This window comes from Candidatus Methanoperedens nitratireducens (genome assembly GCF_900196725.1).
Lineage (GTDB): Archaea > Halobacteriota > Methanosarcinia > Methanosarcinales > Methanoperedenaceae > Methanoperedens > Methanoperedens nitroreducens_A.
Window position 1 is genome coordinate 1 of record NZ_FZMP01000193.1, and the last position, 22,376, is coordinate 22,376.

Here is a 22,376-nt window from a genome sequence, read left to right on the forward strand (position 1 = left end):
GGAACTACGACCGATCGGAAGTACTGTATACAGCTAATGGACGTTTTTAAAAACAAAAAAAGAAATCGGTGTGGTTTACACCAATTTCTTTATCGGATGCGATTCAGCCAGCACGCTCAAGCCAAGGTCTTTGGCAGTCTCTGCCAGCATTATATCGACCATCGCAACAGCAGGGAACACCTTCTTGACGTTCTCTATAGGACCGTAGAGCAGGAAATTTGCGCCCATTATCTGTGCGACAAGGTTCGTGCCTATATCCACCGGGGGCCATGATTCTGTCTTTGCCTCCGGGTCTGTTTTCTTGTACTTCTTCATCCAGTCCCATGCCGAAGCCATGTTGTGGAACCCTCCGCCCGCCGGAAGTCCGAGTTTACCTTTAATTGCAAGGACTGACCTTATGGTTGCCCCGGAGCCTGCACCGAGCGGGGTTGCTGCAACATCTACAAGTGGTCTTGTTATCCCCACTTCTTTCGCAACATCGAGCATGCCTTTTGCCTGTCCTGTGCCTCCTTTCTCAAGGATCTCCAGCTTGCCTTCCACGCTCGGGTTCGTTGCATTGAATGCAAGGACGATGGCAGAGGTAAGCTTGCTCTCTTTTAGCGCTTTTATCTCTTCAGCACCAATGCTTGCATTGATGGAGTTGTGTATGGCGCGCTTCTCAACCCCTATTTCCCTTGCGTATCTTGCTGCCGCTGCTCTTGTAGCACCGTCTGATGAATCCACAAGGAACGGGATATCGTCGCAGATCTCCACGAACCAGTTAATGTAGTTCTTGATCGCTTCAGGGGTTTCTCCTACAAGCTGGTTGAAATACGGAAGACCTGTTGTATCTCCCATCACTTCCTGTGTGTTCCACAGTTTCTCAGCCGCAGCCTTATCAAAGACACCCTTATCTTCATCAGTAACAATCTTATGCTTTAAGTAGAACATCGTACTGACAAGTACTGTGGGGTATTCTCCGGGCTGTCCGCCGACTTTGATCTTGCCGAACTCAAATACTTCTTGTTTCTTATCATATCTGAACATCTTAGCACCTCATTTAAACTAAAGCCCTATTGCCCTCATAAGAATCCTCTGTAAATTCGGAATAACGGGGTATAACAACAGTAGCAGGTACACTACAACTATCATCAACGCAGCGCATATTCCGTACAGAATACCAATGTCTCTTCCGAGTTTTTTACCGTATCTCTGGTGAATCTCCGAATTTGTGAACTCGATCTTTTCCTCTATATCGTTCAGCCTCTGGAGAATATTCTTGTAGTCCTCAGGGTCTACTATCACTATCGGGACTTTTTCCGCCATTTCATCACCCCTTTACAAAAACAGGGATCAATACCGTTGCCATAACGATAAAGAAGCCGATTATGAATCCTATAAATCCAGTGGCTCCGACACCGGATTCGAGCTTCTGGTTCCTCGCTATGAGCTGGCCCCGGTAGCGGATATCCTCAACCAGTGTTTCCAATTGCGCCATCGAAGGGGATACTACCATCGGCACGCCCTTTCCATATTCGTATTCCTCTGCCATTTCACACACCTCCGATTATTATTATCCCGAGGACGGTCAATCCAAAGACCAGGCCGATCAATATGCCTTCTATTTTACCCGAGTAGATACCCGCCATCAGCTTGTTCATATTGCCGATGTCTATGGTTTGTGCCTGGATGCCTTTGATCCTTGCCTGTATCGTTGCTATTTCTGCTGACATGGGCTTGACTCCGCCCACCTCCGCAGCCTCTTCTTTTTCGCCGACCTGGATTATCATGGGCTCGCCAGCAAAGGCGCCGGGATCTTTGGCTGCAAGTTCTTTTACCTTGGCAATGATCGCACCTTCATCCTCGGTGCCCATCATTTCGACGACCTGTATCTGTGCCTGGAATCTCTTTATCGCATCATCGGGCAGGTTCTCAATGTAAGGAATAGCTCCAGAAGCTCCTACAATACGGTTGTCTTTTATACCGTTCTTGTGGATCATTATTATCGCTTCGCCTGAGATGTGCCCTTTGACCTCTGCACCGGTAACGAGCAGGAAGCGTATGTTGGGGTTGGAAATTACGTTCGCTACGATCTTTTCTATCCCGAGGTTCTCTGTTTTATGCGGTCCTGTTATCGCAGCGCCTGCTGCCAGTTGTCCAGCGCCTTTGACGTGTGAGCCGCATGTGGTCACAGCGACAGGATTTTCAGGATTCCCGGATTCGTATTCTCCTTTAACAACAGGCCAGCCTGCTGCCGGTTTGACTTTATTAGCCATTTACACACCTCCCATCGGGAAGCTTGATATCTTAAAAACGATCAGCAGTAAAAAGACTATAATAAACCCTATTACTGCGCCGTAAAACGCGTTCGTGACAATTCCTGCGTTATAGGATGCATTCTCTCGACCCGGGAACATACTTAACAGCGCGGCCTTGGGGTCAAGCTGGTTCATCATATCCGTCACGATTTTATCAAGCTCATCAATTTGAGTATTTACGCCATCCAGCGAATACTCCACGACATCTTCCCGTTCTTCGGCGATTACGCCTGTTGCTGGATTATATATCAGGTGAAGTTCCGGTGCAACTCGTACATGACTCATATTTATGCCTCCGTCTTTGGAATCAGGCCGGTTCCGACCACCGATGCAGCATCATTGTAGACCTCATCCCAGAATTTCTTGTAGAAGATGACCCACAGAATGATCCCGAGCACCAGTGTAATAGCTCCTGACGCTCCGAGCGTCATAAGAGCCGCAATACCCATTATTACCATTGTGATCGCACCTGTAGAACCTGCAAGGTACAGAAGTCTCTTCTGTTTCTCATCAGGTCCGAGGCAGGCGTTGAAAGGATGCAGCAATGCGACTGCTCCTACCCAGAATACAGCAAGCATCACACCGGTATCAAAAACCTTGGGAATAAGAGTTCCGAGGAAATCAAAGTTTCCTGCCACAGAAGAGCTATATCCTATAATAACCAGGGAACCTGCTGCTGCAATTTCTGTCATGCAGCGGATCATTACAGGAATTTTCATCTTTATTACATGCTGGGCAAACCAGCCTATTATGAAACCGATTATAGATGCCGTTATCAAAGCTACGATAGGACCCGCTATTGGCAGTGGTTTTACTATTGCAAGGCCGAACATGGCTGCAACTATGCCCATTCCCATGGCAATTTGTCCGATAGATGGTACGCCGGTCCCAAGACCGTATTTTGATACCCGCCTGACCGCTTCAGCGCCCCAGATAACAGCGCATATGGCTCCAAGCGCACCGAACGTGGGGGAAATAATTACGAGGAGAATTTCAAGCTGACCTCCTACTTGCCTTCCCAAGAGCGGCAGAACATCAGTGAGGTATATTCCAATCAACCCACCAATTATTCCGAATAACAGAAGTTTGTTTGGTGCTATTTCTTTAACGTCACTCATGGTGTCATTCCTCCGGCGATAAATATCGCAACAACGCCTGTGAGCATACTAACAACAATGCTCGTGAACACGTCTTTTGGAACGACACGCCTGAACTTGGGGTCATGGACTCCTTCAATCGTTCCACCCACACCGTATGATGGGATGACGGCATTAACATAGAATACACCCATAGTAAATACACCCGCTACCGCGGCAGCACTGGTCGCTGCTATCAACGGGGTGTAATAGCCCATCAGGACAAAGTATATCAGCCCTCCACCTGCTCCGCCGAGCGCTGCGCCTACTACACCGCTTACAAAGCAGATTGTCGGGATGCCCTGCCCCTGGGTTCCTTTGGATATATAGGTATCCTGGCGCTGGCCTGTTATGGGATCTTTTTTAACCTGTGCCGAGGCAAAAGGCACTGCTACGCCATATGCGTATATTAAACCCCCGGAAAACATCGTGCTTGCTAACATTATTGCGGAACCCATTGCTCCCGCGGCCATTACCAGTGCCATTGAAGCCGAAGGTTCATAGGCGTACATATAACTTGATGTGATCAAACCCACCAGTCCCGAACCTGCAGCAAGTTCCACGGTACCAGTGCCAATTCCCGTAGCCTGCGCCATTGCTGCCGGCGCGCCGCCTACAGGAATAAAGTGAACGGCAAGACAGATGAGTGTCCCGCTCAATCCAATCAAAAGAATATCTATCAGTGTTGTCGGATCAAGTGCAACCATTATGTAGCAGCCCCCTTTTCTTCTTTATCTTCTTTATACGGACCGTATGCGTTCTTTATCTGGACTTCGACAATCCTGTTCAAGATTGCAAACACAATCACAATTATAACACCAACTAAAATCGCAGTCCATGTATATCCGAAGATGGTCGTTGGCCAGCTTGAAAAGAACACCGTGAGACCAAGACCGATACCTGTCGCAGGTCCTCCGAACTTCGCGCAGAACCAGACATTATCAATGCTGTTCCTGAGCCCCGACTCTGCTTTCCTCACTATGCGCCCTGAAAGCGCTGTGTTAAGACCGCAGCCGAATTCACGGTTCTGGAATTCACGCTCGCCGCCGTAATGCACGTCCCCGACCGAGGAACCGATAGCACCGACCGAGATGCCCCATATCAGTGCCAGGAACGGGATTGTGAAAGGGTATCCGAGTATTACATACTGGATATACGCTATCGCCACAAGGCAGAAACAAACGATGAAATTATGCCCGATAATCGATGGCGTGGTATATCGCATAATATCCATGTACAGGGGCTGCTTGAACCTGGTCTGGCTCGCAACCCTGCCGGCATATGAGGTTGTTGAGAAAATGCCGTAAATGACCGCCGCGATAAGAGCGCCTATTACTATCGCCATCAATGGATAGAACCTGGCGTTTAAGAGCACGGTTGTTACAACACCGCCTGTAACGGCTGAAAGACCGTTACTTATCGGCTCACCTGAGATTGCTTTATTGTATATTCTGTGTAGAAAATTCATCTGAGGAGCTAATTGTACCTGGGAGTTCGGATTGCTCTGGGAACCCACGTCGGATTCTAAATCCTCAAGGCATCCTGCAATAGTAGCAAGCGCTCCCATGAGTGCCAATACAGCCATACTCATGGTTAAATCTAATACCATTACTGTTTCCTCCTATATTGAACTGTGATCACTATTAAAAACTAAACTGGAATAGTTTTTAACGGACTACATTATTATGCGTTATAAATCTTTCGAATTGTATTTTTCATTATAAGGTTCCGTTATCCGTATCTGTTCACATCTCGATCCGCGTTATTACCCCGTGTATCTTATGGGAAGGCAGTTTATAGAATTGGACGAACGCGGGCGTGAGTTTCTTAATTACGGAATAGATCTTCCAGACGATATTTTCAGTCACGATATCCTCAATGCCGTAGAGAATGATCTTTTCATTTATTCCTGATGCTTTCAGTATCTTCTCCATATCGACCACTTCCATGTATCCCATATATATTTCGAAAATCCTCAATCCGTCTGAAAGGTGATTCTTAAAAGAACCGCTGATACCGAAGGGATTATCAGTTTTTATAAGCGAAACAATGATATTATCATCATAAATGATATTGTTGTTGAACATGGTATTGACAATGTAGGGGGGAATCCTTTTCACATCCCTTGCAAAGAAAAGCGCAGTACCTTTTATTTTGGTCATGTTCATATATATGTAGTTATATTTTTCAAGGAATTCGCCCAGGTCCATCGGCTTGAGCGCGGTGGACAGCCGTTTCTGTCCCGAGGTATATATCATGATTATGCCGAAAGGAATTAGCGCCAGAACGAGTGACCAGTACCCTCCATAGGGCAGCTTGTGCAGGCTTGATAGAAGGAACACCATATCAACGAATGTGACGAATAACGATGCCAAGGTTTTGAATTTTTGTCTCTTCAAATAAAATATCCATGTCATCATTATACCCGTAAGCGTCATGGTCCCTGTAACCGCAAGACCGTACGCCTCAGCAAGGTATTTTGATTCCTTGAATAAAAACATGACAAATAGAACGGAAATAAGCAAGAACCAGTTTGCAGAGCTTATGTATATCTGCGACCGTAGTTCGCTGGATGTATAATCCACTTTAAGCATGGGCAGAACACGGGTAGTAATTCCCTGATAGACTATGGAGAACATCCCGCTAATCATCGCCTGGGATGCTATTATAGTAGCAATAATGCTGAGAATGAGAAACGGAATATAGAGAACTTGCGCCTGCTGGAATACCATCTCAAAAAGTACACTTTTTGTCCCCGGATTCTGGATAATAAAAGCGCCCTGTCCAAGGTAATTTAAAGAGAGAGCAATAAATACAAAATACCATCCTTTGATGATGGGGAGTCTTCCCAGTTGTCCCATATCAGCGTATAATGCTTCTCCGCCTGTGGCGCAGAGGATCACCTGGGAGAGTATAAAGAATCCTGCAATGCCGTTCTCAAGTAAGAACTCAATACCATAGTATGGGTTTATAGCTTTAAATACAAATGGTGCCTGTATTATTGAAACTACACCCGAGACTGCAAGCGATATGAACCACAGCAGCGTCAGAGGTCCAAAAGCCCCAGCGACTTTCTCGGTTCCCTTTCTCTGAAAAGCGAACAGGGCGATTGCGATTACGCCTGCAATAAGAACAAGGGTATCCTGACCTGTCCCTTCAAATCCTGGAATTAATAGCATACCCTCCACAGCGCTGAGTATGCTTATGGCAGGGGTAATAACACCATCTCCGAAGAGAAGGGATATGCCTATGAAGGAAAGCAATGTGACGAACCCGATCTTCCTGCCCGACTTAAGCATTGGGATGAGTATCTCCCGCAGAACAATGGTGCCTCCCTCGCCTTTCTGACCAAGGCTCATCGCAAGCCATGCGTATTCTACCGTCACGATTGTGATAAGTGTCCATATGATGAGGGAGAGTATGCCTATAACATTGGCTTCGGTTGGCTTCGTAAGGAGAAAGATGATTGTCAGGGTGTATATCGGGCTTGTCCCGATATCTCCAAAAACCAGCCCGAAAGATTTTATTACCCCATTAAGGGTTTCTTTATCAAACATGATTCTTTTTTCTCCAGTAAATAGTCTATAATCAGGTCTTTTCTTAAGATTCCCTTAATGGTTTTAATAGTTTCTAATTGATTCGCTATTGTATATAAAGGGGAGGAAGATAAGCGGGGAGTGGGAGTGGGGTGGTATTGGTGGAAAAAAGTACCCGCTTATCTCGTTCGTTGTAAAACGAACGTGTTCTTTTTATGTGATGAATATTTAAGTACTTTTCGTTTCACGATGTATTTTGTCCCTAAAAATTTAAAAATGGGCTCAAATTAATGAGCCCATATCAACAACTTCTGCCGGGCTTGCCTGCACATCCTCTATTTGCAGGTCGTTCTCCCCCGGTACGGTTATATTACCCTCAAGCATGGATGCCTGCGAAGTTGGGTTCTGCTGTGACCGTTCTCCGGGCGATTTGCCCACGCAGCCGGATATCACCACCGCCAGCATAAGAAGAACAGCCAGGATTAAATATAGTCGTCTCATTTCGCTTTCCTCCTTGATATCACATCATTTTTCAGGGCATTGAACTTCTCCTGCGCTTTTTTAAGGTCTTCTTTAGCGCCGGCAAGGTCATTATTCTTGTATTTTGCGTCAGCCGAATCGACAAGAGCTTTAATTTCACTTAACGTTGCCTTCTCGGCAGATACGTCGATGCCGCGCTGCTCAGCAGAGCCAAGCATCTTCTCGCCATTTGCGGTTATCTGCCTGGCTTTTGTTATCGCCAGCGCTGCTCTCTGGCTCTGTCCTGTACTCTTTGCCAGTTCCGCAAGTTCTTTGTATTTATTCTTTATCTCCTCCCTGAGAGTCTTATATTCTGCCGACTCCGGTGTGCTGCATTTACCAAGTCCTTCACCTTTGCAGGATGCAATCCCTGCGTTCATGGCATCAACAAGCCTGCTCCTGAGTTCTTTTATCTCATCCAGCTTTGCCTGCAGTGCGCTCACATCGATCCCCTTCTCTTTGGCTTTATCAAGCCTTCCCTGGGCGCGGGCGTTCGCCAGGTCAAAAAGTTCAAGATTCCTGTCCTTTCGAGCCTCGCGCGCTTCTGTTACAAGCGAATCGAAATAGTCGCTGTTCTGCTCAAGCGCTGCGTTCAAAGTATCTTTTGCCGCCGTCTCGTTGCCTGCCACAAGCTGCTTTACCTCAGTCCTGAAGCTGGTGACGGTTTCCTTCATCCGGGATACAATGCTCATGCCTTCCTTGTAATCATTTGCATCTGCCGCTGCCTTGAGCTGGTCACTCAGGGAAATGAAATCGTCCTTTAATGTTACAAGCATTGATGCATCTTCGCCCTGTGCCTGCACGTAGCCTATCAGGGCTTCCATGCCGACCCTGTGCTTCTCTATCGGTAACAATGCGTACCTGTAAAGCACCATACCCTGCTTTGTCGTTATGACAGAGTCTGCCGGTGCTGCGGTGTTCGAATCATCAAAGGTCTTTGCAGTCACAGCTTCGGACGCAGTTTCTGCATTTGGCTCTTTTATTGTCTCAACGCTTGGCACGTCAGCAGGTTCGGTCTTTACCGTAACCCCTGTTACGTCCTGTTCGCTGATATCGGAACTTGATAGTTCTTTTGCTTTGTATGCTTCGTTGAGCACCCAGACGATATCAGTCCTGCGCAGTTCACCGTACCTGTAAGCTTCTGTCAGTATCCACTTCACGTCATCCTTGCTAAGCTCACCGGCTTTGTATGCTTCCATTATAAGCCACTTGACATCTGCCCTTGTAAGCTCGCCATGGTTATAGGCTGCTGTAATAAGGATACGTATGTCCTCCCGTGTAAGCTCATTGTTCTTGTATGCCTGCATGAGCATCCATTTTACATCCTCGCGCTTGAGTTCGCCGTGCTTATATGCGACTATCACTATCACGCGCACATCGTCGCGGTTAAGTTCGCCTGCCTTGTAAGCCTGTGTGACGAGCCATCTCATATCCTCGCGCGTAAGCTCGCCGTTCTTATATGCATGGGTTATCAGCCACGCAACATCATCACGTTTGAGATCGCCTGCCTTGTACGCCTCCGTCACCATGAACTTGACATCAGCCCTTGTGAGCTGCCCGTTCTTGTACGCCTCCGCTATTACAAAGCGCACATCATCTCTTGTGAGGGCGCCTTTCTTGTAAGCTTCGATGATTATCCATCGCAAATCCCCTCTCGTGATCTTACCTTCTTTATACATCTGCCCGAGCAGCCAGCGCATGTCGTCCCTTTTCAGCACATTATGGTTATAGGCTGCGGTTATTGCTATCTTCAGGTCGGCTTTTGTAAGCGTGCCTGCTGTGTATTTGTTACTTATCTCGGTCTTGACCGCATCACGGGTTATCTTGCCTTTGGAATAGTTATTGATGGCGTCAGTTGCAGAGCCACCAGAAACATCGGTATTTGCATATGCAACTGTCGTAATTGCAGTCAAAACCATCGCCAGTATCACAATAGTCCTGAATCTATTCATATTATCAGTCTCCATGACCGTAATAATATTATTATTTCAAATATTTAAATCCAGTGGATGCTATTATGTTTTATGCTTTTTCCCCGGAACATCCTCAGAGCCCGTTCTTCTTGATGCATTCCAGTTTTGGTAGTACTATATGGAATGTGCTGCCGTTACCATCGCTTTCAGCCCAGATGGAACCATAATGGCTTTCCACTATGCTCTTGCATATCGAGAGCCCAAGACCTGCGCCCCCGTATTTCCTGCTGTTTGAACCGTCTATCTGGTAAAACCTTTCGAATATGCGGGAAAGCTGGTCATGAGGGATGCCGATGCCTGTATCGGTTATGCTGATTTTAACTTCGTTGTGGTTCTCTTTTGCAGTTACTGTTATCGTTCCTTTTTGCGGTGTGAATTTTATTGCATTAGCCAGCAAATTGGTGATGACCTGGGTAAGCCTTCCCTCGTCCCCCCATATCCTGGGAAGCATATTTATATTCCGGATTATCGTGATTTCTTTATATTTAGCCTGTGGTTGTAAATCCTGTATGCATCTTGAAATTATATCTTCGATCGATATCAGTCCGAACCGCATTCCGAATTTGTCCTTTTCAAGATGCGAAACATCAAGCAGGTCCTTTATCAGACGGATTAACCTGTCCGAATTCCGCAGGATTATCTGAAGGCTCTTTTTCTGATCATCATTGATTTTCCCTGTGGTTTCATCATAAAGCAGCTCGGTGAATCCCCTGATAGATGTAAGGGGCGTTAACAGTTCATGTGTTATGTTCGAGATAAATTCAGTCTTAATTCTGTCAGCTTCGATGAGGTCTTCGCATGATTTCTTGAGCGTTTCATGATAATCCCGGATTTTTTGTTCCAATCTCCTTTTTTCAGTTACGTCCCTGGCAATGCCGTGAACGCCTGTTATCCTGTCGCCTTCCCTGATAACACGGGTTCTTATCTCAGCCAGCCTGTGGTCTCCGTTCTTACAGATTATCTCAAGGGTTGGCGGTTGCTCAAACTGGTTATCTCCTGAGAGCTGTTTTTGCAGGAGTTCCATGGAAACCCTGAGGCTCTCCTGTGTAAGCCACTTCGATATGTGGGACCCGATCACATCCCCCTTCGTACATCCAAGTGCCTTAAGCCCGGCATTGTTTATTGTCTGTAGATAACCCCCGGTATCCAGGGTGTACATAGGGTCATCAGCCTTCTCAAAGAGGTCTCTGTATTTTATCTCGGATTCTATCAGCTCCTGTTCCAGCCTCTTTTTTTCGGTTATATCCTTGATAATGCCTACGTATTTTTTCCGCCCGTCTACCTCTGTTTGCGAACAGGACGTGTAGATATATTTTATTCCGCCGTTTTTGGTTTTCACTGTTGTCTCACAGGGAGCTGCAATCCCTTTTTGAAGTTCCTCCCAGCGTTTCTTTATAAATTCCTGTGCGTCTTCGGGGAATAATTTCATGAAAAACTGCCCGATCAGTTCTTCCTTTTGCCAGCCGGTTATATTGAAAAATGCATTATTTCCGAACTCGAACCTGCCGACTTCATCCATCACTCCTATCCCGTCAAGGGATGACTCGATCACCGTCCTGAGATATTTTTCGGAGTAACATAACTTCTTATGGGTCTTCTTTATTTTCTCTTCAAGGTGCCCTTCATACTCCTCAAGCTCCAGTATGTTTTTTTGCAACCTGCTGCACAATCTGGCATTCTGAACTACCGATGCAGCCTGGGATGCAGCGATTGTTACAAAATTGCTCTCTTCCTCTGTGAACTCATGCACCTTCGCCTTGTAAACATTTAATAAACCGATAACTTTCAATCCCCTTTTCATGGGCGTGAATATCTGGGAGGAAAATCCTAATTCTTCTGCTAAATGCTTCCAGGGCTTATCAGCGGGTTCTTCGAATACATTCGGAACTATGTACTGTTTACCCGTTTTTAACACTGTACCCGAGGGGCTTGATGTTATAGGCAAACCTGCATTTTTTGCAGCTTCATAAACTCTCTCAATATAGTCATCCGGCAAACCGTAGGATGCTACCAGCTTGAGTTCATAATCCTTCTCATCGACCAGCATTATAGTACCCGAGTGCGCTTCCATGGTCTCGCAGGTAATTTCAAGAACATTCTTTAATATATCACTAAATTCAAGAGTGATATCTATCGATGCAATATCTGATAATGCTTTGAGCTTTCGTTTTTTGCTCTCCACGGTCTCAAAGCTCCGGATTCTGCGGGCAGGTGACGGATTTCTCCCCCCTTAAGAAATATATACAGGTACCGCAGTCGGTGCATTCGTTGAACGGTTGTTTACTTGCTGATTTTTTAACAAACGAAGGGTCTGCTAACTGAGGTCTGCATATAGCAACAAGATCTGCTTTCTTTTCCGAAATGATTTTATCTGCAAATTCCAGGCTGCGTATATTCCCGGCGCACATCACTGGCACATCTACAGCCTCCTGTATCCCCTTTGCAAGGTGTACATGCACACCTTCGCCCATATCCTGCGTGGGAGCCATATGAGCCATGCTTGCATACGTACCTGCAGCCACGCTAATGACATCAGCCCCTGCTTCTTCAAGTCTTTGCGCTATTTTCCGTGTCTCATCAAGTGTAAGCCCGCCCTCCACGAACTCATCCCCGCTTATGCGGCAGGAGAGCGGTACATCCTCTACTTTTTCTTTGACTTTTTCGATTATCTCGGTAAAAAACAGCGCCCTGTCCTTCCCGTATTTATCTGTACGTTTATTCGAATAAGGTGAAAGGAATCCGCCGATAAGGTAACCAAAGGCGCCGTGAAGTTCTATCAATTCTGCGCCTGCCTTTTTAACCCTTACGGAAGCAGCCACAAAATCGTCCTGTATCCTCTCTATCCCGTCCTTATCCAGTTCCACAGGGATCTCTTTCATGACAGGACATGGGATAGCTGACGGGGCGACAAGCTTGTGACCGGTCATCATGGATAAAGTCTGCCTGCCGGCATGTATTAACTGGGCTGCCGGTACTGCCCCGTTTTCCCCGATGAGACGAAAAAGTTCTTTCAGCGGGGCTATATGCATGTCATGGTTTATCTTTAAAACGTTCGTTTGCGGGGCACCCTCGTCAGAGATCGCTATACATCCGGCTATTATCATACCTGAGCCGCCTGCGGCAAGCTTCCCGTACATATTCATCAATCTTTCAGTAACAGTACCGTCGGATGAGGCGAGATTTGTCTGGAAAGCCGGAAAAACAACACGATTAGGCAGGCTGATATTGCCAATATCAAGAGGTTTGAATACACTATTTAAGCCCATATGTTGTATTTTAGGTGTTAACCTGTTTTAAACTTAACTGAATACTCACGTTATGCCGGTTGTTCGATAGTTTCATAAAGACATATAATAGTAATCTGTCCGATGATCCAAGATTATAAAGACCTGGCAGAATATATCCTGGAAAACTACAGGAAAAAGGTTGTGGAAGTAGGAGTGGGCAGCTTGCCGCAGGTCGCACTTTTATTAAAGGACGTGATGGACGTGGTCGTGACCGATGTCAGTGAGCAGGAACATGAAGGCGTCAGATTTTGCAGGGACGATATATTCTCTCCTGATATGAGCATATATAAAGGCGCCTCCCTTATATACTCGATAAGACCGCCAATCGATATTCAAGAGGCAATAGCCAGGGTAGCAAAGGAAGTAGGGGCTGACCTGATCATCAGGCCGTTCGGGAATGAAAAGGCTGATCTGGGGTGTGTTTATAATAATTGTAAACTATTAAATTATAAGAAGGCAAGGTTTTATTTGTATAGAACCGTAACGTAGATTTTTTATGTTTGTAGTAGCTATTTATATATACTAAAATTTAAATAGTATAATTAGTACTGAAGGCAAGACGATGAGTGACTATACACTAGGTATCAAAGAACTGGACGCGGTAATAGGCGGCATAAAGAAAGGCTCGAATATAATGCTGATCGGCCCGCCTATGAGCGGGAAGGAAGTCATTCTGTATTATATTATGTATTACGGCGCGGCAAAGAACGAGAACGCCGTAATAACGGTCACGACCCGCGAATCAGCGACCAATATTTTAGAGTGGTTCAAAGAACATAAACTGGCCCTGCCGTTAGCAAGGGTCGGGATAGTTGATTGCGTCACAAAGACGCTCGGCGGCGCGGCTGCTGAGAATGAGAATATCAAGATAGCGAGCAGCCCTGTTGACCTGACAGGGATCGGGGTGAAAATAAGCCAGTTCTTTGAAGAATACTACATGAAAAAGAACATCAAGAAAACCCAGCTACATATAAACTCGCTCTCGACTATATTGATGTACTCAAATATTCAGACTGTATTCAGGTTCCTTCACGTTTTCACAGGACGAATCAAAGCCACAGGGGCGCTCGGGATATACACGATAGAGAGCGGCATGCACGATGAACAGTCGATTGCGACCTTAAAACAACTTTTTGACGGCATGATCGAGATCAAATCTGAAGACGATAAGAATTTCATAAGGGTGGTGGGTTTATCCCCGAAACCAACTCCCTGGTTTGAATACGAGATAGAAGGTGCCAACGTAAAGATCGTCGGGAGAAAATAGCATGGTCGAGACAGGTATCCCAAAACTGGATGAGTTCTTGAACGGAGGAATACCTAAAGGCAAAAGTCTTGTTTATTACATCCAGCCGGGTGTTGAGGGGGAGGTCTTCGGGATGCAAACGGTTTACAATGCACTAAAAAAAGGCGGAAATTGCGTCCTCGTAGTATCAAGCACAATACCGGATATCCTGAAAAGCCAGTTCAAGGAGTTCGGATGGGATATCCAGCCTTTTGTCAGCAGGTTGTTCTGCGTTGATGCTTATAATCCCCTGATCGGCGCTCCTTCAAATGAAAAGTATGTTGTTTCGAACCCGGATAACATTGAAGCCTTCAATAAAATAATAATTGGTTTAATAAAAGAATTGCCGCCAAGCACAATAGTGTTCGGCTCCCTCTCTACAGTAATGGACCTGTGCGGGGAGAAGGAAACAATCGAGGCTGTCAGGGAGTGGAACAAAATGGCAATGCTGTATGACCATATCATGGTCTATAATTTCACAGCCTGGCCTTATTCTGAAGAAACACTGAAATTAATAAAAGGGGAATTGTTCAATGCCGTCATTTCCATCGGCGGGATAGCCGAGCGGGTCATATTCGGGCAATATTTCGGCATTCTTAAGTCCGACTGGGCAAAGGAAATTAAAAAATCCATGCTTTTCAGGGTGCTGCGCCCCGGCGGGATAAAGCTGTACATACCGAAGATACTTGTTACGGGACCGTTTGATTCCGGTAAGTCCACGTTCGTGCACGCGCTCTCGACCAGGGCGATATCCGTTGACAGGCTTGGAACAACGATAGCCATGGACCACGGTCATATTGATTACAAGGGTTTCAGTGCGGATATTTTCGGTACACCGGGTCAGGAGCGGTTTGACCCGATAATAAAGCTGTTAAGCGGCGAATCCATGGGCGTTTTCCTTATTGTGGACTCCACGAACCGCACGGACTTCATCCGCGCGAAGCAGATGCTGGAGATTACCAAATCCTATGGTCTGCCGTACGTAGTTATAGCCAATAAGCAGGATCTGCCCGGGGCTTTGACGCCTGAAGAAATCAGGGCACAGTTCAACCTGGCGGCAGATGTTCCTATTGTCCCTGCGGTGGCAAAAGACAGGAAAGGGGTATTTGAGGCATTTGAAGTGCTGATAGATAAGATAACAGGAGGAACCTGATGCCCGATACCATTGATATGGTAGATAAGATCCTCGCAGACCTCAAGAGGGTCGGGGGTGTGGAAGCCTGCGCTGCCGCAAGCAGGGATGGGCTGCTAATCCGCGGCGTTTTACAGAAAGAGCAGCTTGCAGAGTCCATCGCCGCAATGTCAGCCACCATGCTTGGCGCGGCTGAGACCGCGACCATAGAGTTCGGGAAAGGCATTCCTCAAAGGATTATCGTGGAAACCGCTAACGGACGGCTGATCACAACAGGCGCCGGGCCAAAAGCACTGCTTATCGTTATTGTGAATTCTGAAACCGGGTTAGGATTAATACTTCTTGAGCTTGAGAAAGCAGCAATGAAGCTAAAAGAGTTACTGCCATGATAAAAAGATACGGAACGGATTCGGCACTTGAACCAACATTGCACATAGGTAAGGCGGGTATAGAGGGCGTTGTCGAGGAACTGAAAATACAACTGAAGAGCAGGAAGCTTGTAAAAGTAAGATTCCTCAGGACATCTTTTATTGAGGGGGATAAAAAGGAATTAATGCAAAAACTGGCAGACCTGAGCGGCTCGGAACTTGTCCAGACCAGGGGAAATACTGCTGTGTACAGCCGAAAAGGGTAAATACTATCCGATAGATTAATCACCCCCCATTAAGTATAAAGATAATCTCATTACCATATAGAGATGATTTTACGGAGGATCAAGATTGACGACAATATATGACGTGCCCGCAGAGACGCTTATAAATAGCGTGGCACAGAAATTAAAGAATGACCAGAAGGTCAAGCCCCCAGAGTGGGCTAAATTTGCAAAGACAGGCTGCCACAAGGAACTTGCACCGGATAACTCCGACTGGTGGTTCGTCAGGTGCGCTTCGCTATTAAGGCGCATCTATATCGACGGACCTGTCGGGGTCTCACGCCTGCGGAGCTTCTACGGCGGCAGGCACAGGAACGGTGTGACGCCTGTGGATTTCTCAAAAGGAAGCGGCTCGGTCGCAAGAGAAGCACTGCAGCAGCTTGAGAAATCGGGCTTCATCAAGACCCAGAAGACAGGAAGGACTATCTCACCGCAGGGACAGGCTTTCATGGATAACGCGGCTAACGAAGTCAAATTAGAGCTCGTTAAAACAAACCCGGCTATGGCCAAATATTAGAATATGGACGAAGATATCGAAGAGATAAGACAGCGCAAGCTTGAGCAGTTGCAGCAGCAGCAGTACGCTGCACAGGCGCAGGGTGCCCAGCAGGAGCAGGCGCGAGCCGAGTACGAGGCAAAGAAGCAGGCGATACTGCGCCAGATACTCACGCCTGAGGCACGGGAGAGGCTGAACACCCTCAGGATGACAAAGCCTGAGCTTGTGGCTAATGTCGAGGCGCAGTTAGTCGCGCTGGCGCAGAGCGGAAGGCTCCAGACAAAGATAGATGATGCCAAGCTCAAGGCGCTGCTGCTTCAGTTGCAGCCCAAGAAGAGGGAGATGCAGATCAGAAGGGTTTGAGCAATCCCAGTACCGAATCAAAAATCCTGAACGCCTCAAGTATCTCTTCAGCCGATTCCCTCCCCGGACTAATCTTACCGGCCTCATCTGCAAACTCCTCCATCACTTTCAACGCCTTCCCCGTATTCAGGCTATCATCCATCGCACGCTCAAATTCCCTCCTTGCCCTCTTTACGAGCTTTGAAGCATCATCCCTGCCGTTCGCATTCCGCAGGCTTTCTATTATATTATGGAGCTTCTCAAGCTTTTTTCCACATTCCTCTATTCCGTCGAATGTGAAATTCAACCGTCTCCTGTAACCCATCGATAGCAGCAGGTATTTTACAGCCATCGGCTCAAACTCCATCCTGACAAGCTCGGCCAGGGTATAGGCATTATTTAATGATTTTGACATCTTCTTGCCGTTTATCATAAGATGCCTGCAGTGGAGCCAGTATTTTGATGGGTTTTCCCTGAAAGCCCCGAAGTTCTGGGCTATCACGTTCTCATGATGAGGATAGATATTATCCATTCCTCCCCCGTGTATATCAAAATGCGTTCCGAGATACTTTGTTGCCATGGCAGAGCACTCAATATGCCAGCCCGGGCGGCCTTTCCCCAGCTCTGTTTCCCAGAAAACATCCCCGTCCTCTTTCTCGTATGATTTCCAGAGAGCAAAATCAGATAATATATTCGATTCCTCGCCCCATTCATCGCGCTTTATTTTCTTTTTCCCCGGCTTAAGCTTTAAGTGTATAAGTTCTCCCCAGCCGCCGAACCTGGATACCTTGTAATATATCGAGCCATCTTTTCCGCGATAGGCATAGCCGTTTTCCATCAATTTTTTTATTATATCTACAATCTCAGGTATATGCTCCGTGGCTCTCGGAAAAACATCGGCCGGTAGCAGATTGAACATTTCCATGTCCTCAAAAAACGCCTTAGAATAATATTCTGTCATCTCTCGCAGCGTCTTCCCTTGTTTTTTAGCCGTTGTTATGGCTTTATCCTCTATATCTGTGATATTCATCACTCTTTTCACCCTGTAGCCCCTGGCTCTGAGGTATCTTACAAGCACATCCTCAAATATGAACGTCCTGAAGTTCCCGATATGTGCGTACTGGTAGACCGAAGGACCGCATGTGTAGATATCCACGATATCGCCCAACGGCCGGAAAATCTCTTTTTGCCGCGTGAGTGTATTAAAGAGTTTTAACATTTTTTACATCTTCCTGAAACTTAACACTCCCAGAACCATCATAATCGCTGAAAAAATCAACATTACTGAAATGTCAAGGTAGAATGGAAAATGGTTGATACCAAGTATAATGCCGCGCACAGCATCCACGCCATAGGTCATAGGATTGATGTATGTCAGTGTAGTAAGCCATGGGGGTATATTTTCCAGCGTGAACAGGGCATTGCTGAAGAAAAACATGGGCCACATGACAAAGTTAATCACAAGACCAAAACCTTCGGGACTCTTCAGGTTTGCGCCTATCACCAGCCCGATGCTTACCATGGCAACTGATATCAACATAAGCATAAAAAACGCCTCGATTACGATAAGCGGTTTCAGGGGGATATTTATAAAAAGACCGATGATCAGAAGAAATATCACCTGCACCATTGCATCTGTTACGCCGCCGAGCACCTTTCCCGTAAATACGCTGGCTCTTGAAACGGGCGCGACAAGTACTTCTTTTAAAAAATCAAGTTTCCTGTCCCAGATTATGTATATCCCGTAGAACAATGATGTAAACAATACCGCCATGACCACTATCCCAGGATAGATATAAACCTGGTAAGGATACCCCTCGATAGATTTCAGGTTCGCACCTATACCTGTTCCGAAACCGAATATCCAGAGAAGCGGTGAGACTCCTGAAGATATGAGCCGTTCCTTCTCTCTGACATAAATCTTAGCCTCGCGAAGCCAGACTGCGTACATACCTTCAAGTTCATTCATAAGCCGACTCATCTTTTCATCACCCTTTCCCAGAAACCGCCCTCGGCTTCAGCCTCACGTATCTCTCTCCCTGTATAATGCAGGAACACGTCGTTAAGCGTTCCGCTCCTCACTTCCACAAAATCTATCGGACCCGTATGGGTCAGAAGGTCCTGCAGGTGCATACTCGCATCTTTGATCGATATATAGAGAAGACCATTCTTTTCTTCAACTTTTTTGACATAATCAAGCTTTCTTATCGCTTCGACATCCGGATTCTTCTGTTTCAGCTTAACAACGTCCCCGGCTATCTGGCTTTTAAGCGTGTCCGGTGAATCAAGAGCCACAATTTTTCCGTAATCTATGATCGCAACCCTGTCACATAACTGCTCAGCCTCTTCCATATAATGCGTCGTCAGCATGACGGTCATGCACTCTTTTCTTGCAAGCTCCTGTATATATTCCCAGATATGCTCCCTTGTCTGCGGGTCAAGACCGAGCGTTGGCTCATCAAGGAACAGGACCCTGGGATGGTGCATTATGCCGCGCGCAAGTTCAAGCCGCCGGCGCATGCCGCCTGAGTACGTATTCACAAGGTCATCGGCGCGTTTTTCCAGGTTAACAAGAAACAGGACTTCATCTATGCGCTGCTTTCTGATCTCCCGCGGCACTCCGAACAGAAGATTGTGCATTTTCAGGTTCTCCCTGCCTGTGAGCAAATCGTCCACGCTGGGCTGCTGGAAGACTATGCCAATGGATTTCCTCACCTTTGCCGGCTCTCTAACGATATCGAAGCCGCTCACCCAGGCTTTGCCGGAAGTGGGTTTCAAAATGGTACAGAGCATTGAGAGCAGCGTAGTTTTTCCTGCGCCGTTGGGACCGAGGAGACCGAATATCTCGCCTTCTCTGACCTCCATGTTTAAGCTGTCCACTGCTATCAGTTTCCCGTATTTTTTAGTGAGAGCTTCGGTTTTTATAACTGCACCACTGCTCTCAGGGGTAGTACAGTGGGCTTCGGTTTTGATCAACATAATTACCAGTTATGAAATGAAAAGCATAAAAATCTGACGTGTTTATAACTTTACAATATCCTTCGCGTTCCCAACCACGATCTCCCTTGCATTCTTATATTCCTGGACTTTGCCGGTTATCCTCACCTTCTCCCCGTTCTTTACAGACCCGTACACTTCCCTGGCACCATTATTTTCAGCTACGAACACCTTGACATCGAGGTTTGAGAGTGTAATTATCAGGTTGTCGCCGTTCTTTGTCATCTGCCTGGAAAGTACAGTTCCTTCAACCTGCACGCGCTCGCCAACCTTTGAATCCTTTGAATAAGCTGCAGGCTGGGAAGAAAAACCGAAGTATCCTATGATAAGGGATAGCGCAGCCATTACAAGCAATACAACTACGATTTTTTCTTCTTTTTGCATCATTATGATACCCGGCTATCAGCAGTGAGACGTCCCATACCTGCATAAGATATAAAACTTTTCAAAAATTTCTTCCATGCAGGATTAAATACAAACAGCCCAGTCCGCTAATATTCCCTGGTAGTGAGCACATCGCCGGGGGCATTTTATAACGCGGTGGTCAAAGCTTACGACCTGAGCTTTGATCTTTTTACTGGTATCATCGAACTGATCAAAAAGCAGATGATTGCCTACTATTATGATATTATTACGTTCAATATACAGCTTCTCTATTAATTTGCCGTCAACGCCTGCTTTTAGTAGTCTTACTCGCTCCTGCGGAGTGCCTAATACAATCTTACCACCAATACTCATACCAGTTCCTCCATGCCCTCGTTGAATTATTGAACCGACAGCAGGGTAATACTGAAGCATCGTACTGCCTCGCTGAAACCTGTTTCCTATCCAGTTTACTGATAACGTATAGGGCGTTTTTGTCTTAGAGATCCTCAGTAATTAAATGCCTTAGAACTATATATATATTTTCTTGATAATATATATAATCATTATACTCATCATTATACTCATATGTACGAAGCAGGTTAACGCATCGAAAATCTACAGCGTCTTATAGTACCTGTTCCCGCTGCAGGCTTTACAGTAAACCCCCTCATTCTTCTTCTCAACCAGGTTCTCAGGTATATATTCACCACATGCCGAACATCTTGCTATAGCTGAGTTATCAAAATTCTGGCTCTTTTCTATTATGATATCCTGTATCAAAAAATATTGTTTGTCCATATCCAGCAGTCGTTCGCTCAGTTCATCTTCTTCCTCATGCGAGAGTTTACCCAGGCGCATCATCCATTTGCTCATTAGCGCTGAAAAATTGCCGGCATTATCTCTGAGCGCCACGCGCACGCCTCTTTTTGTCCTGGTATCCCCTATCGTGATCGCAAGCTTCCCGTAACTCTCTATGAACGCATTCCCATGCCCCAGGGTACAGCCCGTTGCCGCCTGCATTGCATCCGCAAGGCACCGCGCGGTCTCGGATATCCCGATAAGATGCTTATCTCCCTTTTTCGCACTCAGGCGCGAAAGTGCCAGTTCGCTCATTCTTAATCCGAGAGCTATGCCGGGCGCCAGATGGCCGTGAAGCTCTGTTGCAAGATTTACGATTTTTTTATCCATGGATCTCCTGTTCTACATAATCGTGGCTGTTGAATTTCCAGTAGTATGAAAGTATCATGCCTGCAAGGAATCCAAATGCCATATTGACAATAAAGGATGTGCCAGCTACAAGCAGCATGACTGCCACCTCTTTGTGTGCGGTCACACTTCTTATGTGGGTTGCAAGCTCCAGCCCCCCGAACATTATCATTGTTCCCAGTATGCTGACAGGGAAGGATCTGGAAAGCAGCAGCACCGAGCCTCCGAAGAACAGTCCAAGCAGCAATTTAACAACGCCCAGAAATACAACAGAGCCCCCGGTGCGCGCGCCGAACCTGTGCTGGGCAGCCAGTCCGCCGGCGCCGTGGCACATGGGCATTGCGCCGAATGGCATTGTAAGAAGGTTCATCAGACCCATATTGAACCCTATCTTATCTATATTTGCCCTTTTTGCCTGTTCCGGATAATAATCTTTTACAAGCGCCACTGTAGCGATCAGAGAATTGAGGATTGTAAGAGGAAGCTGTGGGATCACCATCAGATACGATGCTGATAAAAAAGAACCTGCATCAGGAATAAACATCACAGGAGAATAAAGATCCAGAGAGATGGAGGATTTAAAATTAGGGAGCATCAATAAAATCCCGATGCCAAAAATAACAAGGGCAGCCGGGATTTTCCTGTTATTGAGTAGAATAAATCCTGTAGCTGCAGCAAGTAATGCAGTAAGATAGCTATCATACCCTGACCAGTTTCCGGTGGCTATTATCAAATCTGCACCGGTTTTTAAAAATATTAGCCCAAGACCAAGCTGGATCCCGCGAACCACACAATTGGGCACGTAATTATTTATCTTTGAAATAACCCTGGTCATAGATAACACAAATATAATTAATCCCATCAAAAAACCGGCGGCGATTATGGTCGTAGAAGGCAATTTATTGGATATCGCTATGATCCCGATGGCTTTCATGGGCTGGATCGCCATTGGCAGTCCGAATACGAAACCGTTGAATATATTAAAAATCCCACTAAAAACCAGTATCGGAGAGGGATCCATGCCTGAAATAGTTACAACACCGACTAAAAATACGATAAATGTACCCAGATCTCCAAGTGAACCTGCTATTTCATTTCTATCAAACCGTATGTTCAGGTATCCGAAATTCACTTTCTTCATAAATTATTATT

The 22,376-nt window shown here is 46.2% G+C and carries 27 protein-coding genes; 7 read left to right on the top strand and 20 right to left on the bottom strand.

Features of this window, described 5'->3' with window-relative positions; all coding sequences use genetic code 11:
• Positions 1 to 75 precede the first annotated feature (75 nt).
• The 13 genes from mtrH to MNV_RS12725 all read right to left on the bottom strand — a co-directional run bounded on the left by mtrH (position 76) and on the right by MNV_RS12725 (position 12,727).
• Positions 76 to 1,026 (bottom strand): tetrahydromethanopterin S-methyltransferase subunit H, encoded by a 951-nt coding sequence (gene mtrH / locus MNV_RS12665; protein WP_096206328.1) that lies wholly within the window; start codon positions 1,024 to 1,026, stop codon positions 76 to 78.
• An 18-nt stretch (positions 1,027 to 1,044) separates the two neighbouring features.
• Positions 1,045 to 1,305 (bottom strand): tetrahydromethanopterin S-methyltransferase subunit MtrG, encoded by a 261-nt coding sequence (gene mtrG, locus MNV_RS12670; RefSeq protein ID WP_096206329.1) that lies wholly within the window; start codon positions 1,303 to 1,305, stop codon positions 1,045 to 1,047.
• A 4-nt stretch (positions 1,306 to 1,309) separates the two neighbouring features.
• Positions 1,310 to 1,531 carry a tetrahydromethanopterin S-methyltransferase subunit F gene (locus MNV_RS12675; RefSeq protein WP_096206330.1) on the bottom strand — a complete coding sequence of 74 codons (222 nt, stop codon included), beginning with the start codon at positions 1,529 to 1,531 and terminating at the stop codon, positions 1,310 to 1,312.
• Position 1,532: 1 nt separating this feature from the next.
• Positions 1,533 to 2,255 (bottom strand): tetrahydromethanopterin S-methyltransferase subunit A, encoded by a 723-nt coding sequence (mtrA, locus tag MNV_RS12680; RefSeq protein ID WP_096206331.1) that lies wholly within the window; start codon positions 2,253 to 2,255, stop codon positions 1,533 to 1,535.
• Positions 2,256 to 2,582 (bottom strand): tetrahydromethanopterin S-methyltransferase subunit B, encoded by a 327-nt coding sequence (locus tag MNV_RS12685; protein ID WP_096206332.1) that lies wholly within the window; start codon positions 2,580 to 2,582, stop codon positions 2,256 to 2,258.
• 2 nt (positions 2,583 to 2,584) lie between these two features.
• On the bottom strand, positions 2,585 to 3,415 hold the full coding sequence (gene mtrC / locus MNV_RS12690; RefSeq protein ID WP_096206333.1) for a tetrahydromethanopterin S-methyltransferase subunit MtrC: 831 nt from the start codon (positions 3,413 to 3,415) through the stop codon (positions 2,585 to 2,587).
• Complete coding sequence (gene mtrD, locus MNV_RS12695; RefSeq protein ID WP_096206334.1) at positions 3,412 to 4,140, bottom strand: tetrahydromethanopterin S-methyltransferase subunit D; 729 nt, start codon at positions 4,138 to 4,140, stop codon at positions 3,412 to 3,414. Before mtrD ends, mtrC begins: the two co-directional genes overlap by 4 nt.
• The gene (gene mtrE / locus MNV_RS12700; protein WP_096206335.1) at positions 4,140 to 5,042 is read right to left on the bottom strand and encodes a tetrahydromethanopterin S-methyltransferase subunit E; all 903 of its coding nucleotides are present in this window, start codon (positions 5,040 to 5,042) and stop codon (positions 4,140 to 4,142) included. Before mtrE ends, mtrD begins: the two co-directional genes overlap by 1 nt.
• Positions 5,043 to 5,178: 136 nt before the next feature.
• Positions 5,179 to 6,990, bottom strand: a complete 1,812-nt coding sequence (locus MNV_RS12705) for a KUP/HAK/KT family potassium transporter (protein ID WP_096206336.1) — start codon at positions 6,988 to 6,990, stop codon at positions 5,179 to 5,181.
• Between the two features lie 261 nt (positions 6,991 to 7,251).
• Complete coding sequence (locus MNV_RS12710) at positions 7,252 to 7,470, bottom strand: hypothetical protein (protein ID WP_096206337.1); 219 nt, start codon at positions 7,468 to 7,470, stop codon at positions 7,252 to 7,254.
• On the bottom strand, positions 7,467 to 9,440 hold the full coding sequence (locus MNV_RS12715) for a hypothetical protein (RefSeq protein WP_143311776.1): 1,974 nt from the start codon (positions 9,438 to 9,440) through the stop codon (positions 7,467 to 7,469). Before MNV_RS12715 ends, MNV_RS12710 begins: the two co-directional genes overlap by 4 nt.
• Positions 9,441 to 9,534: 94 nt before the next feature.
• The gene (locus MNV_RS12720; RefSeq protein WP_096206339.1) at positions 9,535 to 11,643 is read right to left on the bottom strand and encodes a PAS domain S-box protein; all 2,109 of its coding nucleotides are present in this window, start codon (positions 11,641 to 11,643) and stop codon (positions 9,535 to 9,537) included.
• Positions 11,644 to 11,647: 4 nt separating this feature from the next.
• Complete coding sequence (locus MNV_RS12725) at positions 11,648 to 12,727, bottom strand: NADH:flavin oxidoreductase (protein WP_096206340.1); 1,080 nt, start codon at positions 12,725 to 12,727, stop codon at positions 11,648 to 11,650.
• Between the two features lie 102 nt (positions 12,728 to 12,829).
• Between MNV_RS12725 and MNV_RS12730 the strand changes: the two genes are divergently transcribed.
• The 7 genes from MNV_RS12730 to MNV_RS12760 all read left to right on the top strand — a co-directional run bounded on the left by MNV_RS12730 (position 12,830) and on the right by MNV_RS12760 (position 16,676).
• The gene (locus MNV_RS12730; RefSeq protein ID WP_096206341.1) at positions 12,830 to 13,237 is read left to right on the top strand and encodes a UPF0146 family protein; all 408 of its coding nucleotides are present in this window, start codon (positions 12,830 to 12,832) and stop codon (positions 13,235 to 13,237) included.
• 73 nt (positions 13,238 to 13,310) lie between these two features.
• Positions 13,311 to 14,015 carry an RAD55 family ATPase gene (locus MNV_RS12735; RefSeq protein ID WP_096206342.1) on the top strand — a complete coding sequence of 235 codons (705 nt, stop codon included), beginning with the start codon at positions 13,311 to 13,313 and terminating at the stop codon, positions 14,013 to 14,015.
• Between the two features lies 1 nt (position 14,016).
• Positions 14,017 to 15,186: an ATPase domain-containing protein gene (locus MNV_RS12740; protein ID WP_096206343.1), complete on the top strand. Its 1,170-nt coding sequence runs from the start codon at positions 14,017 to 14,019 to the stop codon at positions 15,184 to 15,186.
• Positions 15,186 to 15,554, top strand: a complete 369-nt coding sequence (locus MNV_RS12745) for a roadblock/LC7 domain-containing protein (RefSeq protein ID WP_096206344.1) — start codon at positions 15,186 to 15,188, stop codon at positions 15,552 to 15,554. The genes MNV_RS12740 and MNV_RS12745 overlap by 1 nt, the downstream gene beginning before the upstream one ends.
• On the top strand, positions 15,551 to 15,799 hold the full coding sequence (locus tag MNV_RS12750; RefSeq protein ID WP_096206345.1) for a YhbY family RNA-binding protein: 249 nt from the start codon (positions 15,551 to 15,553) through the stop codon (positions 15,797 to 15,799). Before MNV_RS12745 ends, MNV_RS12750 begins: the two co-directional genes overlap by 4 nt.
• A gap of 85 nt (positions 15,800 to 15,884) precedes the next feature.
• The gene (locus MNV_RS12755) at positions 15,885 to 16,334 is read left to right on the top strand and encodes a 30S ribosomal protein S19e (RefSeq protein ID WP_096206346.1); all 450 of its coding nucleotides are present in this window, start codon (positions 15,885 to 15,887) and stop codon (positions 16,332 to 16,334) included.
• A 3-nt stretch (positions 16,335 to 16,337) separates the two neighbouring features.
• A complete protein-coding gene (locus tag MNV_RS12760) occupies positions 16,338 to 16,676 on the top strand; it encodes a DNA-binding protein (protein ID WP_096206347.1) in 339 nt (112 codons plus the stop codon).
• Here the strand turns inward: MNV_RS12760 and cysS are convergent.
• The 7 genes from cysS to MNV_RS12795 all read right to left on the bottom strand — a co-directional run bounded on the left by cysS (position 16,663) and on the right by MNV_RS12795 (position 22,365).
• On the bottom strand, positions 16,663 to 17,874 hold the full coding sequence (cysS, locus tag MNV_RS12765) for a cysteine--tRNA ligase (protein WP_096206348.1): 1,212 nt from the start codon (positions 17,872 to 17,874) through the stop codon (positions 16,663 to 16,665). The two genes, MNV_RS12760 and cysS, sit on opposite strands and share 14 nt — an antisense overlap.
• A gap of 3 nt (positions 17,875 to 17,877) precedes the next feature.
• Positions 17,878 to 18,624, bottom strand: a complete 747-nt coding sequence (locus MNV_RS12770; protein ID WP_179293982.1) for an ABC transporter permease — start codon at positions 18,622 to 18,624, stop codon at positions 17,878 to 17,880.
• A gap of 8 nt (positions 18,625 to 18,632) precedes the next feature.
• Positions 18,633 to 19,634 carry an ATP-binding cassette domain-containing protein gene (locus tag MNV_RS12775; RefSeq protein ID WP_096206350.1) on the bottom strand — a complete coding sequence of 334 codons (1,002 nt, stop codon included), beginning with the start codon at positions 19,632 to 19,634 and terminating at the stop codon, positions 18,633 to 18,635.
• A gap of 42 nt (positions 19,635 to 19,676) precedes the next feature.
• Entirely contained in the window at positions 19,677 to 20,039 is a 363-nt protein-coding gene (locus MNV_RS12780) for an OB-fold nucleic acid binding domain-containing protein (RefSeq protein ID WP_096206351.1), read from the bottom strand.
• A gap of 81 nt (positions 20,040 to 20,120) precedes the next feature.
• Positions 20,121 to 20,390, bottom strand: coding sequence for a hypothetical protein (locus MNV_RS12785; RefSeq protein ID WP_096206352.1), 270 nt, complete (start codon positions 20,388 to 20,390; stop codon positions 20,121 to 20,123).
• A 243-nt stretch (positions 20,391 to 20,633) separates the two neighbouring features.
• Positions 20,634 to 21,206, bottom strand: coding sequence for an FmdE family protein (locus MNV_RS12790; RefSeq protein ID WP_096206353.1), 573 nt, complete (start codon positions 21,204 to 21,206; stop codon positions 20,634 to 20,636).
• Positions 21,199 to 22,365 (bottom strand): putative sulfate/molybdate transporter, encoded by a 1,167-nt coding sequence (locus tag MNV_RS12795; RefSeq protein ID WP_096206354.1) that lies wholly within the window; start codon positions 22,363 to 22,365, stop codon positions 21,199 to 21,201. The genes MNV_RS12790 and MNV_RS12795 overlap by 8 nt, the downstream gene beginning before the upstream one ends.
• Positions 22,366 to 22,376 lie beyond the last annotated feature (11 nt).